Origin of the sequence: Epilithonimonas sp., assembly GCF_032054305.1 — a bacterium.
GTDB lineage: Bacteria > Bacteroidota > Bacteroidia > Flavobacteriales > Weeksellaceae > Epilithonimonas.
This window is the reverse complement of record NZ_DAMBSX010000002.1, coordinates 627676-643049: the sequence shown is the minus strand read 5'-3', so window position 1 is coordinate 643049 and position 15374 is coordinate 627676. Positions and strand designations below refer to the sequence as shown.

Below are 15374 nucleotides of genomic sequence, written 5' to 3'. Positions count from 1 at the left end.
CATACGAATTTTCAACCTCATTTTCTTTCTATTGAATTTGAAATATATTTATAACGTATTGTTTTTCAGTATATTAAATTAGTTCATACATTATGACCCCGCAAAAAGCATATTTAGATACCCCAATAGATGTGATTATCAGACATATTTGTAAAAAACAAAGCTATTAAACTAAACAATATGAAAAAATTCGACAAGAATATTGTTCCACGTAAAAATTACAATGGCAAAAAGATCGGACTGATAGCTGTCGCTTTCCTCTTCTCCGGGCAAGCAATCGTACAGGCTCAGACCACTCCAAAATCTGATAAAGACACTTTAGTTGGGGCATCTAAAGAAATTGAGCAGGTTGTAATCATTGGATATGGCGCAAAAAAGAAAAGTGATGTCATCAGTTCCGTGGTCAAGGTCAATGCGGAGGATCTTACAAAGGTAGCTACATCGGACGTCGGTGAGATGCTACGAGGGAAAGCTGCGGGGGTGCAGGTGACACTTGCCAATGGTGCACCAGGTAGTTCATCTAATATTCAGATTCGTGGTCAGCGCTCGATCTCTGGTGGAAATAATCCAATTGTAATTGTTGATGGAGTGAGGGTTGGAAGCATCAATGATATCAATGCGAATGATATAGAATCCCTGGAGGTTTTGAAAGATGCCGCTGCACAATCCATCTATGGTGCAAGAGCATCCAATGGGGTCATACTCATCACCACAAAACGAGGAAAAAGCGGGAAGGCCAAAGTGACCTACAATGGTTTTTCAGGCTATCAAACAATCAATAGAAATTTTGATATCTACAGTGGTGAAGAATTTGCGCAACTAAAGAGAGAAGCTTTCAGGACCAACAATGGAGGCGTGTACAGACCAGATAGTGAGATTTTTTCTGCATTAGAATTGGAAAGTGTACAAACTGGGAAGTATATCGATTGGGAAAAGCTGATGCTCAGAACAGGTGAAACACAAAACCACGCCATCAATTTTTCATCAGGCAGTGACAAGTTTAGTGTATTTAGCAGTGTGAACTACATTGGGACCAAAGGTGTTATCCCCAATTCAGATTTTAACAAAACAGGAATCAGATTAAATGCCGATCAAAAAATAAGCAACACCCTGAAAGTGGGTCTGAACACTTCTTTTCAATTTTCCGAGACCAATAATCCAAACAATGCAGGCGTAATTTTAAGTTCTATTACTACATCGCCTCTCGGACGCGTCTACAATGATGATGGCTCACTCAGACTATTGCCTGGAGGTTTTGCTGAAAATAAAAATCCACTCATCGATCTTTACCAAACGACCAATTTTGTCCAAAACCGAAATGATATTCTCAACCTTTTCGTAGACTTTACACCATTTCGAGGCTTTAAATACAGAATGAATGCCAGCAGAAGATCCTGGAATTATAAAAGGAAATCTTATAATACGACACAGTCCATTGCAGGTATAGCCAATAACAACCAAGGTAGCGGGAGTATACAATTCCAGGATGAGATAGAATGGCAATTGGAAAATATTTTTACCTACAATTTCAAATTGGCAGAGAAAAACCATTTCGCTGCTACTGTGGTACAGAGTATCTCCAAAACCAACCGCAATGATTTTCAGAATGCTTCTACAAACATTCCGAATGATATCTTAGGAATTAATGGATTGCAGTCAGCATTACTCAATACACCGACCATTTCAGAATATAACAGAGGAATAGTCTCTGCTGTCGGACGTTTGGAATATGATTATGATAACAAATATTACGTGACCATTGCCGGAAGAATGGACGGCTCCACGGTATTTGGTAAAAATAACAAATGGGCTTCTTTTCCATCAGCTAACATTGGATGGAATATCCATAAGGAAAATTTTATGGATAAGTTAAATTTCATTAATAATTTAAAACTTAGATTCAGCTACGGAAGTGTGGGTAATGAAGCCATCTCGCCTGGACTAAGTCAGAGTACTGCAGACCAGAGCAATTATGTAATAGGCGGTAACCAAGTTTCCGGATATATCCCTGGGCCAACTTTACCAAATCCCAATTTGAAATGGGAAACCTCTACAACATTTAATTCCGCATTGGATTTTGGATTTTTTAGAGATAGAATTACAGCAACTGTCGAATATTATAATACCCGAACAAAAGATCTACTTGTTCAGGAGCAATTGGATTTATCATCCGGATACAGCAACAGATGGAATAACCTTGGCGAAGTAGAGAACAAAGGTTTGGAAGTTTCATTGAATGCGGATGTTATCAAGACTACTGATTTTAAATTTAAAATTGGTCTAGCTTATACCAAAAACAGAAATAAGATCATCAGCTTGTACGGCAGAGATGCAGACGGCGATGGCAAGGAAGATGATGATATCCTCAACAGACGTTTCATTGGTAAGCCAATCAATGTGTATTACCAGTACGATGTCATAGGCATTTTTCAACAAGGTGAAGATATTGTGAACTCCGCTCAGCCACTTGCTTTACCAGGCGATATTAAGCTAAGAGATGTAAACGGTGATGGCGTAATCAACGACAAAGACCGTGTGATCACATCACAGATGCCGGATTGGTACGGTACTTTGTCACTCGGTTTCGAGTATAAGGGATTTGACATCAATGCAGATTTTTATACTGTGCAAGGTGTTATAAAAAATAATCCCTTTCTCTACAGCTATCTGGAAGGTGGATCATTAAGGGGAATAAAAAATGGTATCAAGCAAGATTATTGGACTCCAGAAAATCCTGGTGGAAACTACCCGAGACCAAATGAAGGGAATGATCCGTCCAATATTTTTAATATGGGACTTCAGGATGCATCTTATTTTAGATTACAGAATATCACTTGCGGTTATTCATTCAAACCAGAAACAGTGGCGAAGATTGGTCTGAGCAACCTTAGAATCTTTTTGACAGGTAGCAATCTTTTTACGATTACAGATTATCAATCTTATAGTCCGGAAAAAAATCCCAACGAATATCCAGAGGCAGTAACCCTTGTTGCGGGAATTAAATTCGGATTTTAAAAAAAATATTAAAATTTTAAGTCATTACATTATGAAAAAATTACAATGTTTATTCATTTCTATCATATCTCTCGCAACAACTTGCATCTCTTGTGACAAATTCTTGGAAGAAGAAATCATAGATCAGGTTTCTGTTGATTATATCTATACAACCCCAGAAGGACTGGATGTAGGCGTCAACGCTTTATACAACAGGATGCGGCAATATAATGCGCCCTCTGGAGATAATAGTAATCTACAGGCCAATGTGTTTTTTATGGCCGCTACCGATCTTGGCCTTCACAGAACCTGGTTCACGCCCTATGGAGCAACAACTCATACACCACAAAATTTCCCCAAGGACAAATGGGTCAATGCCTATAAAATTATAGACAGAGCTTCTGCAATTATCAGCAGTGCACGTACGGTTTCTATGGATGATAATGCTAAAAGGAAATTGGTAGCACAGGCACGTGTCATAAGAGGTGAACTTTATTTGGACCTGATAAGAATGTATGGCACTATCTTACTGGACACTGTGGCGACCAATGCACAAAATATAGATGATGCCGTTATTTATAAAGCAGCTACAGAAGACGAAGTTTTCGGGGTTATCAATCAAGACTTGGATTATGCTGTTGCAAATCTGGATTGGCGGGTGCCAGCTGGTAGATACGGCCAGGGCGTTGCGAGACATCTGCGTGGTAAAGCGGCAATGTGGCGCAAGGACTGGCAGAAAGCAGCAGAAGAATTTGATGCAATTATTCTTGATCCGACCCACGATCTGGTGGATATCAATCAGGTTTTCGGAGCTGATGTCAATCATAAAGAAGCGCTGTTTGTTTATCAGAGAAACCAAAGTCTTGGACAAGGCGACGATCTTGCCGGCGGTGGAGGATTTTGGCTTGGAAGTGTTTTTACCCAGAGGATTTATGAAAAAGCATCGGGAGCTTCGGCCAGTGCTGGAAATGAGATGATTCTGGATGTTAACTATGGCGGACAATCTTTAGGTTGGTTTTACCCTAATAATTATTTGAAATCTCTTTATGATAAGACCAATGACAAAAGGTTTTCAACCTATTATTGGCCAGATAATTATACCTCTTACATTGTTAATAATCCTAGCCATCCACGCTTTGGGCAGCCTATTACGCAGCCGGAGGATAATTACAGAAGATACCACTGGAGTCTAAAAAAATATGCAGATTTCCAAACAAAATTGGTGGGTACAGAAAACAGTTTTAAAAATTATATATATTACAGATATGCAGAAACATTGCTTCTGGCGTCAGAAGCTCATCATAATCTAGGAAATGATGCGTTGGCTTTATCATACATCAATAAAGTTCGCAGAAGAGGTTATGGTCTTAATCCTAATGCAGTATCGTCCTTTGATTTTACGACATGGACTCAGGAAACTTATCTAGAAGAATCAGCCAGGGAATTGGCTTTCGAAAACGAGCGATGGTTTTTGCTGAAACGACTAGGTATTTTGGGAGAGAGAATTACGCTGCATTACAGAAATGGTGATAATACAAGCTCAGAAGCTTCTGATGCCATCAATAGTTTAACACCGTGGAGACCGCAATATATCAACTGTCCTGTGCCTCAGAGTCAGATAGACATTATGGGTGCTGCTTCTTCGCAATTTAATATCGGATATTAAAATTATCAGTTAATATTTGAGTAAATCATTAATCTAAATTTTATGTTTAAAAAATATACGACGTCGTTGCTGTTGATAATCTTTGTGCTAAGTTCATTTTGCACATCGGTTATGGGACAAAAAACGATTCAGCACGCTTTTGCCAGAGATTATATTAATCTAAATGGTTCCTGGAAATATATCATAGATCCGTACCAAATGGGTTATCTAGATTATAGACAAAAGCCATTCGATCAAAGTAAATCAGGAAAAGGAGGCTTTTATGACAATATCACTTCCCCGGACAAAAAAACAAGAGTAGAATACAATTTTGATTTTGAACCTTCTTTGCAAGTTCCCGGTGACTGGAACTCTCAGGATCAAAGACTACTGTTTTATGAAGGTACTGTTTGGTACAAAAGAGATTTTGTTGCAGATCCACAATCCAACAAGAATTACTTTTTATATTTCGCAGCGGTAAATTACGAGAGTCATGTTTATCTGAATGGCGAAAAAGTGGGGACACACAAAGGAGGCTTTACCCCTTTCCAATTTGATGTGACATCGAAATTGAAAAAGGGCAACAACTATGTTGTGGTGATGGTCGATAACGTACGTAAAAAAGATGAGGTGCCAACCATCAATACAGATTGGTGGAACTATGGAGGTATTACCCGTGATGTTTTATTGATAACCACGCCAAAGTCATACATCGAAGATTATAAGGTGCAATTGGCTAAAAATGATCCTACAAAATTGGAAGGTTTTATAAAATTAAATGGTAATACAAGCAAAGAGAAACTGGTCATAGAAATTCCTGAGCTGAAGATAAAAACCACGCTTGAAACTGATGCTAATGGCTATGCGAAAATTATAATTCCTGCAAAAAAGATTGACTATTGGTCTCCGGAAAATGCCAAGCTCTACGATGTCAAGATCAGTTCAAAGTCAGATAAGATTAATGATAAAATTGGTTTTAGAACCATCAAAACTGTTGGAAAAGATATTTTGCTGAATAATCAATCGCTGTTTCTGAAAGGTATTTCTGTGCACGACGAAAATCCTTTGGTTGGAGGACGTTTACGGTCGGAAGGCGATATGAGAATGATACTTGGCTGGGCAAAGCAATTAGGCTGCAATTATATCCGCCTGGCACATTATACCCATAACGAAACGATGCTGCGTCTTGCTGACGAAATTGGATTGCTGGTTTGGGCGGAAGTTCCCGTTTATTGGACAATATCATGGAGTAATCCTGAGACATATAAAAATGCAGAAGATCAGTTAACTGTCGCAATCGAGAGAGATAAAAACAGAGCGTCCGTGATTATCTGGTCAGTGGGTAACGAGACGCCTGTAAGTAAGGAGCGTAATGTTTTCATGGGAAAACTAATTGACAAAGTTCGCAGTTTAGACGATAGTAGACTTGTTGCAGCTGCGTTGGAAATCGAGCGTAATGGCTATAACGTAACCGTTGAAGATCCGTTGGGAGAAAAGCTCGATCTGGCAAGTTTTAATGAATATGGAGGCTGGTATTGGTCTGAGCCTAAAGAATTACCAAAATATAAATGGGAAATAAAATTCAACAAACCAGTGGTAATCTCCGAGTTTGGTGCGGATGCTTTGGCAGGATATCACGCAGATGAGGATACAGTCTGGAGTGAGGAACATCAGCAATTGTTTTATGAAAAACAACTGGAAATGCTTGAGAAAATTGATGGGCTGCGAGGAATGACTCCCTGGATTCTGGTGGATTTCAAATCTCCGAGACGTCAAAATCCTGTTTATCAGAATTTCTGGAACAGAAAAGGTCTTATTTCGGAAACCGGAGTAAAAAAGAAAGCGTTTTATACGCTTCAGAATTATTACCAACGGAAATCATTAAATAATAAATAAACACCTCATTTTATATGAAAAATATATTCAGGATATTACGATTAATTATCCTTTTCGTTTTAGTCTCTTGCACGCACGAGGACAAAGTGGAGTTTGTCAATGGGGAAACAGGACAGGTGGAAAATCCCGATCCTTTTTCTGCAAAAAAAATAATTGCTGATATGGGACCTGGTTTTAATCTTGGTAATACTTTTGATAACGGTATTCATCCGACCAACTTTGCAGCAATCAAACCAGTTATTGATCTGTACAAAAACGCGGGAATGAAACATGTCAGAATTCCAACGACTTGGATGGATAGGTTTGCATCTACTCTTGCAGACAATAATGGTAATATTAATGTCAATCATCCAAGATTTCTGGAACTTAAGGCAGTAATAGATTACGCACTCTCAAAAGATTTATACGTAATACTAAATACCCATCACGAGTCTTGGCTAAAGGATCATTACGATGGGTCTGAGCAGTACGATGCTAAGTTCCGAACTTTATGGACAGGTATTGCCACCTATTTTAAAGATTATCCACAAAAATTGATTTTTGAAGTTCTAAATGAGCCAGAAGGTAATTTGGGAGAACTCGACGGCAATGGTCCTTTCCCGGATCCTACAGATGCTTTAGCATTGCAGTATACCAGAAAAGTAAATCAAATTGGCTATGATGCCATAAGGGCAACACATGGTAACAATGATAAAAGATTAATTATGGTGGGTACCAATGGACAGGGAAATGCACTGTATATCAGTAATGTCTATCCAAGCAAATTGTCATTGCCAGGTGGAGGTAATGATGATTATCTATCCATACAGGTTCATACTTACTCTCCTTGGGCATTCTGCGGAGAGACTGGAAGCAATGCTGCTTTTCCTGGAACGGCCAGTTTTGAGACAGGCATTCAAAATGTGAAAGCACACTCGATAAAATTGAACGTTCCTATTCATTACGGTGAATTTGGGGTGGGTAGAAGTAGTAATACTGCGGAAAGAAATACCGATCTTGTCAGAAATTATTACCGAACAATGGCAAGAACAACTTTAGCTCAATCTATGTCATATAGTGTTTGGGATGACAGAGGTTGGTTTGCACTCATAAATCCAACGGGTACATCTTTTGTATATAATATCGTACCGTATATGCTACAATAAAGATCAAATCACATTATTATTTTCTTTAAATCGCTGTTTCATTATTTATCAGAAATTATGAAACAGCTTTTTTAATATAAAGCAAAAATACAGACCTTTTTAAGACTCTCATTTTCTTTTCCTCCCAGGCTTGTCTTTGCATTTTCAGTTGCTTGTTTCGGTCGGCTTATAACCAATATTTTTTTGATTAAAAATGTAAATGGTGAAAATAACTCCTGGATTGGTAGCTTGCAAATACACAAGATAATGAAATCACTAAGTATGACCTTATTGATTCTTTTTGAATTTTTGTTTAAGATTTGGTGTCATTTGAAATTAAAAAGGCCACCTAAGTTTTTGATGATTGATTTTTTATAATTGGCTCAATTGTAGATACTAACCATCTAAAATAAATGTTTTATGGAAAGTAAAAATTCGATAGTCATTATCGGAGGTGGTTTTGCTGGTGTAGAATTAGCTGAGCGCCTTCTCAAATCGCATCTTGATATTCATGTAATATTGATCGATAAAAATAATTATAATTTTTTTCCACCTTTATTATATCAGGTCGCAACTGGTTTTCTGGATGTTTCTAACATAAGTTATCCATTTAGAAAGCATTTTGGAACTAAAAAAAGCTTTTCTTTTATTATGGGAATATTGGATGAGATTATTCCTGAGGAGCATAAAGTTATTTTGAATTGTGGAGAGGTACATTATTCCAAACTAGTCTTGGCAACAGGAACAATTACCAATTATTTCGGGAATGAAAGTATACAGAAAAGTGCTCTTCCAATGAAAACAATTACAGATGCCATCAATCTTAAGAACAGAATCTTAGAAAGATTGGAAAAGGCATCAAGAACAGACGATGAGCATTTAAGGAGAAAATTAACAACCTTCGTTGTAGCTGGTGGAGGACCTACGGGTGTTGAGGTCGCAGGTATGCTAAGTGAGCTAAGGGCCAATATATTATATGAGGATTATCCAGAATTAAGGGACGCTTCATTCGATATTTATTTGATTGATGGTCTACCAAATATTCTGGCCCCTATGAGTAAAGGATCGCAAAAGTATGCAAGGGAAACACTTGAGAAGAGTGGCGTAATTATAAAATTAGGGCAGGTGGTAAAAGATTACGTTAATGGTGTTGTCCATCTTGCGGATGGTACTTTAATAGATAGTGAAAATCTGATCTGGACCGCTGGTGTGACTGCTCAAAAATTCAAAGGATTATCAGAAGTATCTTATGGTAAAGGGAATAGACTGTTGGTAGATCATTTTAATGAATTATTTACTCATGCTGATATATACGCAGTAGGAGATACTTGTCTAATGACTTCCGATCCCGCTTTTCCCCAAGGACATCCACAGTTAGCACAGGTCGCAATACAACAGGCCAATTTATTAGCAAAAAATTTAGAGGCAAAAGATAAGGGAAAAGAAAGAAGACCATTTATTTACCATGATAAAGGATCTATGGCAATTATAAAAAGAAATAGGGCGGTTGCCGATCTTCCGGGACCATTTAAGCATTTTAATGGCTTTTTGGCTTGGCTTATATGGGTATTTATACATCTGATGTCATTGATAAATATTAGAAATAGGGTCACAACTTTTTTCAATTGGGTAAATTCTTACATGACCAGAGATCAGCCTCTCCGTATGATCATCGATCCTTCGAAAAAATAAATTTAAATTCTCTTATTGTTTAAGAATATTTTTTCATAATAAAAAAATAAATAGTTATGTTCATAAAAGTTCACACATCAGCAAGTAATTTTATTTTGGTTAATGTCAGCCATATTGTTTACATCAATCCAAGTAATTCCAATCGTGGATGTACCATCATTCTTGACACAGGAGTTCGGTTGGATTCTATAGAGGACTATGATGTTCTATTGCAGCAGATGATGCATTAAAAAATTTCCTATGACTCAAATCATAAGATGGCCAGCGATTTTGTGTATAACTTTGATAATACCAAATACCAAATACCAAATACCAAATACCAAATACCAAAATAAATTATTATGAAAAAGTTATTTTTGATCCTCATTACAGGTTTGCTGTTTAGTTGTAACAGCAATAAGTCCACGGAAAGTTCAGAATCTGTATCACCTGATAGCACGTCTATGGATATTCAACCTTCTTCATCTGTTGATAGTAGTGCCAATATGGATAGTTCGGCTACTTCAAGATCGTCTTCCCGGATCGATAGTACATCCTCATCAAATCGAGATTCGATTAAAACTCGTTAACAAATCTTAATTTCATAGTACCACATACTTTATTTACTGAAGTGTGATGGTTAATTTTAAATTTTTCCAGATTGATATCAAGATATTTCTTGATATCAATTCTTTTCTATCCATCTCCAAAATTATTCTTGGGAGAAAAGAAAACTTACATCCATTTATAAAATTTACGATATGAAAAACGACAAAAATTTTAAGAACAAAAAACTGGATCAGCTTCGGCATCATACAACAGATAACACTGATGAAAAGCTAAGTACCAACCAGGGTTTGAAGATCAACAACAACCAGGATTCTCTTAAAGCTGGAGAACGTGGTCCAAGTTTATTGGAAGACTTTATTCTGAGAGAAAAAATAACGCATTTTGATCATGAAAGAATCCCCGAGAGAATTGTCCATGCCAGAGGTTCCGGTGCGCACGGCGTTTTCAAACTTGATCAAAGTCTTGAAAAATATACCAAGGCTAGATTTCTAACGGAAGTTGGAAAAGAAACGCCAGTTTTTGTAAGGTTCTCTACGGTTGCAGGATTTAGGGGTAGTACAGATCTTGCAAGAGATGTCAGAGGATTTGCAGCTAAATTCTATACAGAAGAAGGGAATTATGATCTTGTTGCGAACAATATGCCTGTGTTCTTTATCCAAGATGCGATCAAGTTTCCGGATCTTGTACATGCTGTGAAACCTGAACCCGATAACGAAATACCTCAGGCTGCTTCGGCACACGATACATTTTGGGATTTTATTTCATTGATGCCGGAAAGTATGCATATGATCATGTGGCTGATGAGTGACAGAGCAATCCCGAGAAGCTACCGAATGATGGAAGGTTTCGGCGTTCATTCCTTCAAATTTATCAATAGCGAAGGCGATTCTCATTTTGTGAAATTTCATTTCAAACCGAAGTTGGGTGTTCATTCCGTTGCTTGGGATGAGGCAACAAAGATTTCAGGAAAAGATCCGGATTTCCATAGAAGAGACCTTTGGGAAGCAATAGAGAACGGTGCTTTTCCAGAGTGGGATTTTGGCGTACAATTGATTCCGGAAGAGAATGAGAATGATTTCGATTTTGACCTTCTTGATCCAACTAAAATTGTTCCTGAAGAACTCGTCCCTGTCCAGATTATAGGAACATTGACATTGAATAAAAATCCAGACAACTTCTTTGCTGAAACGGAGCAGGTGGCCTTCCATCCGGGACATCTGGTTCCAGGGATCGATTTTAGTAATGATCCGTTATTACAAGGTCGATTATTTTCTTATACTGATACTCAGCTATCAAGATTAGGTTCTCCTAATTTCCACGAGATACCGATCAACAGATCGATTAATACCGTTCATAATAACCAACGAGATGGTCATATGCGTCAGCAGATCGTTAAAGGAAAAGTCAGCTATGAGCCAAATTCCATTGGTGGCGGATGTCCTTTCCAGGCGATGATGAAAGATGGCGGCTTCACATCGCAGGCAAAGCGTGTGGACGGAAACAAGGTCCGGGCAAGGAGCCAAAGCTTTGTCGATCATTATTCCCAGGCCAAACTATTTTACAACAGCCAATCCGGGCCTGAAAAAGTTCATCTTCAAAATGCATTGATATTTGAATTGTCCAAGGTCACGATCCCAGCCATCAGAGAAAGATTGGTTGGTCAGTTAGTATTCATTGATAAAGAACTGGCATCAGTTGTAGCTAAAAAAGTTGGTGTTGATGTGATCAAACTGAAACAACCTAATGCGAGTATCCCGGCAGATGCAGATCCAAAAACTTTACAGAGCAAGGAAAGGGAGCCGAGCGTTCCAACTTCAGAAGCTCTGAGCATGTCCAATACGGTAAAAGATACTATTAAAAGTAGAATCATAGGATTCATCATGGAGAATGGTGTGAATGGAAAAGAAGTGACTCAGCTACAATCCAAATTAGAAAAGCAAGGTGCCGTAGTTCAGATAATTTCCGGAAGCCTTGCACCTGTAAACGCTGATAATGGAACAGTTTTCGAACCCAAACATTCCTTGACAAGTACAGCTAGTGTTTGTTTCGATGCATTATATCTCTGTGGAGGAAAGGAATCAGCTAAATATCTACTGAATCCAGAGAATAAAGCAGGAACATTACTTTTTGTGAATGAGGCTTACAAACATTGTAAGGCAATCTACTTCGGTTCTGATGCAGATCAGATCTATATTGAAAGTAATATCAGTCTGAAACAGCACGAGGACTCTGCAATTGTCCACGCTACGGAAAAGGATAGTGATGATCTCTTTATAAAAGCTGTTGCCAATCACAGGGTTTGGGAATTTGAGAAACAGAGGAATAATCCTGCCTAAACCATTTATATTCAGACTTCTCATCCAATCGATTGATCAACATAAAATATCAAAGGAAAGAGGTAGGAAAGGAAAACACAATGAAACCATCACACTAATCAATCAAAATATTAAAGTTATGAAAGCAGCAGTTTTCCATAGGCCAGGTAAGATTACCTGTGATACAGTGGAGGATCCTATTATTGAGGATTCAAACGATATTATTCTTAAAGTGACTTCCACAGCGATCTGTGGCAGCGATCTGCATATGTATTCAGGAGGAATGCCTCAACTCAAACCAATAGTAATGGGACACGAGTTTATGGGAATCGTGGAAGAAGTGGGCGCTAATATCTCTCATCTTCAAAGAGGAGATAGAGTTGTTGTTCCATTTCCGATTGCTTGTGGTGGTTGTTTCTTTTGTGAGCATGATTTACCGGGAGCTTGTGAAAACAGCAATCCGGATCATTACGGACCGGAAGGCGGAATTTTAACAGAAAAAGGCGGCGGAATGTTCGGTTATACAGATCTATATGGCGGTTACAGCGGCGGACAGGCACAATATGTTCGTGCGCCATACGCTAATTTCGGACCGAGAAAAGTTCCTGATATATTAACTGATGAACAGGTTTTATTTCTAACTGATATTTTCCCGACAGGCTATACGGGAGTAATGTGGGGCGAGCTAAAAGGCGGCGAATCAGTCGCAATCTTTGGCGCGGGACCCGTTGGTTCTATGGCGGTGAAAAGTGCGATCCTTCATAACGCTGGAAAAGTAATCGTGATCGATACTTTGCAATACAGACTGGATCAAATTAAAAAATTAACGGGTTGCGAAACCATTCTTTGGGAAAATGCGGAACAAACCGTGGAACAAATTAGGGACTTGACAGAAGGCAGAGGGGCTGACCTATGTATCGATGCAGTCGGGTTTGAACCTGAAAGAAATTTATTGGATAAAGCTAAAGCAGTTATCAACTTCGAGAAAGGCTCTATCAAGGTTTTAGAAGCTTGTATGAGCGGAGTTCGTCGTGGCGGGATAGTTTCCGTTCTAGGTGTTTATCCTGTTAATTATGATAATTTTAAAGTCGGACAGATCTTTGACAAAGGAATCACTCTTAAGGCTGGTCAGTCACCGGTTCATGCAATCGTTGACAAGCTTTTGAAATATGTAGAGACCGGACAGGTAAAACTGGATGATATCATCACCCATAGACTTTCTCTGGACGATGTGGCAAAAGGGTACGAGATCTTTCATAAAAAAGAAGATAATTGCGTCAAAGTTGTGCTAGACCCTTGGAAATAATTTAATTATTTGATATACAACGAAAACAGGAGACTTTTTAGGTCTCCTGTTTTTTATTGAATGTAATCGGTCTTTATTTTCTAAGTTCCAGTTTCCCTTTGAATTCGTGGGAAGAATCTTTGATTTTTTTCAATTGTTCAGACACTATTTCTTTACTTGCTTCATCTAATTCTCCACTATCAAGCGCTTCCTGGTAAGCCTGTATGGCAGCGTTTTCACCGAATAAAACATTTTCCAGGGTAGAAGCTTCCAGACTGCTAAGCAGAACAGAATTTTTAATATCGATCCAAGCCCTGTGGATAGTTCCGGCGACAGATGCAGAATCATCCGGTTTTCCACCTCGTTCGATGATCAGATTGATCAGCTCATTTTTAAAAACTTTGGTCTGGGAGGTCATATGTTCGTAATCATCCTGCAGATCATGATTCATTTCCCAGATCTTACCTTCTACTTTTTCAAAACCTTCCAGCCTGTCATTGCTAATATGGAGAAGGTCATTCAGTACTTCAATTGTCTTTTGATTTTCCATTTTAATATTGATTTGGTATGACGTGAAACTTACAAGAATAATGCCTTTGATTAACATAATATTTTTAATGAAAAATGTATTTGATTTTTTTTAATAGAATGTTAAAAATGAAATTTATTATGTTAAATGTTTGATCAGTAATTGTCATCTAAATGTAATTGATTTACTTTTTTAAGTATTTGATTAATAGTAAATTATTGTTGGTTTGTGAATTAATTTTTAATGCTGAATTAATCCAGAACTCAAAAGTAGATAGCTCCTATGACTCAAATCATATGCTGACCAATGTCATTGTATTTAGCTTTGGATTACCACTTTTCACAAACAAAGTTGCTGTTCAAAATACTAGTCACGGATCAGTAATTTATCACTAAATATTAATATAAAAAATTCAAAGTTATGAACACTAGAAATTCAAACAGCCGTTCAAACAATTCGTCCAATTCTTCAAACGATACAAAATCTGTTTTCGAAGAAATTTATCAACTAGGTTACGACCATGGTTTCAACGATGCCTCGGAAGATGAGGATTACGATGATGACTTCTCAGATTATGAGGACGAATATGATGATTACGAAATATCAAATTATGACGACGACGATGAAGAAGATTATGACGATGAGGAATATGACGACGAAGAAGACTATGATGATGACGAGGAAGATTACGATGACGATGATGGAGATGATCGTGGCGGGTCACGAGGCGGAAGAGGTGATCAGCAGCGTGACAGCCAAGGAAGATTCACATCAGGTAGTGGACGTTCTGGAGGATCACAAGGTTCAAGAGGCGGCTCACGGTCTGGTTCACGGGGCGGAAATAGCTCTGGTAGCGGAACATCCAGGAGAGGATTTGCATCTATGAGTCAATCAGAACGTACAAGGATCGCAAGAATGGGCGGTGAAGCGTCCCACGGTGGTGGAAGGTCGTCTGGTTCGGGAAGTAATTCTGGACGTGGAGGAAATTCAAATTCTGGAAACCGATCTAATTCTGGACGATCAGGAGGTAACTCGGGTTCTGGAAATTCTACTTCAGGTAGAGGCGGAAACGCAAATTCTCGAAGCAGATCAGGAGGTTCAAGTTCTGGCAGAGGGAGAAGTTCAGGTTCAGGAAATAGTTCTAACTCCGGTAGATCGGGAAGTAATTCAGGAAGCGGAACTTCTAAAAGAGGATTTGCTTCTATGAGCAAGGCAGAACGTACAAGAATCGCAAGAATGGGCGGCGAAGCATCTCACGGCGGTGGACGGTCTTCTGGCTCAGGAAGATCATCCGGATCTGGCAGATCTGGTTTTGGAGGAAGAAGAAACAACTCTTAATCCTTCA

General features: G+C 38.4%; 10 protein-coding genes. 9 read left to right on the top strand and 1 reads right to left on the bottom strand.

From position 1 onward, the window contains the following. Window positions 1–180 precede the first annotated feature (180 nt). The 8 genes from RTX21_RS06825 (at window position 181) to RTX21_RS06790 (ending at window position 13521) form a co-directional block, all read left to right on the top strand. The gene (locus RTX21_RS06825) at window positions 181–3015 is read left to right on the top strand and encodes a SusC/RagA family TonB-linked outer membrane protein (protein ID WP_312766277.1); all 2835 of its coding nucleotides are present in this window, start codon (window positions 181–183) and stop codon (window positions 3013–3015) included. A gap of 31 nt (window positions 3016–3046) precedes the next feature. Further along, complete coding sequence (locus RTX21_RS06820; RefSeq protein ID WP_312766276.1) at window positions 3047–4660, top strand: RagB/SusD family nutrient uptake outer membrane protein; 1614 nt, start codon at window positions 3047–3049, stop codon at window positions 4658–4660. A 111-nt stretch (window positions 4661–4771) separates the two neighbouring features. Beyond that, window positions 4772–6535 carry a glycoside hydrolase family 2 TIM barrel-domain containing protein gene (locus RTX21_RS06815; RefSeq protein ID WP_312766274.1) on the top strand — a complete coding sequence of 588 codons (1764 nt, stop codon included), beginning with the start codon at window positions 4772–4774 and terminating at the stop codon, window positions 6533–6535. Between the two features lie 14 nt (window positions 6536–6549). Beyond that, on the top strand, window positions 6550–7680 hold the full coding sequence (locus RTX21_RS06810; RefSeq protein ID WP_312766273.1) for a glycoside hydrolase family 5 protein: 1131 nt from the start codon (window positions 6550–6552) through the stop codon (window positions 7678–7680). A gap of 399 nt (window positions 7681–8079) precedes the next feature. Next, window positions 8080–9351, top strand: a complete 1272-nt coding sequence (locus tag RTX21_RS06805; protein ID WP_312766272.1) for an NAD(P)/FAD-dependent oxidoreductase — start codon at window positions 8080–8082, stop codon at window positions 9349–9351. Window positions 9352–9407: 56 nt separating this feature from the next. Beyond that, window positions 9408–9581 carry a hypothetical protein gene (locus RTX21_RS06800; RefSeq protein WP_312766271.1) on the top strand — a complete coding sequence of 58 codons (174 nt, stop codon included), beginning with the start codon at window positions 9408–9410 and terminating at the stop codon, window positions 9579–9581. A gap of 510 nt (window positions 9582–10091) precedes the next feature. Further along, the gene (locus tag RTX21_RS06795; protein WP_312766270.1) at window positions 10092–12236 is read left to right on the top strand and encodes a catalase; all 2145 of its coding nucleotides are present in this window, start codon (window positions 10092–10094) and stop codon (window positions 12234–12236) included. Between the two features lie 118 nt (window positions 12237–12354). Continuing rightward, the gene (locus RTX21_RS06790; RefSeq protein WP_312766269.1) at window positions 12355–13521 is read left to right on the top strand and encodes a zinc-dependent alcohol dehydrogenase; all 1167 of its coding nucleotides are present in this window, start codon (window positions 12355–12357) and stop codon (window positions 13519–13521) included. Window positions 13522–13594: 73 nt separating this feature from the next. Here RTX21_RS06790 and RTX21_RS06785 read toward each other — a convergent pair whose 3' ends face one another. Continuing rightward, window positions 13595–14107, bottom strand: coding sequence for a PA2169 family four-helix-bundle protein (locus tag RTX21_RS06785; protein WP_312766266.1), 513 nt, complete (start codon window positions 14105–14107; stop codon window positions 13595–13597). Between the two features lie 342 nt (window positions 14108–14449). On the opposite strand from RTX21_RS06785, the gene RTX21_RS06780 reads away from it, so the two are divergent. Further along, entirely contained in the window at window positions 14450–15367 is a 918-nt protein-coding gene (locus RTX21_RS06780; protein ID WP_312766264.1) for a KGG domain-containing protein, read from the top strand. Window positions 15368–15374 lie beyond the last annotated feature (7 nt).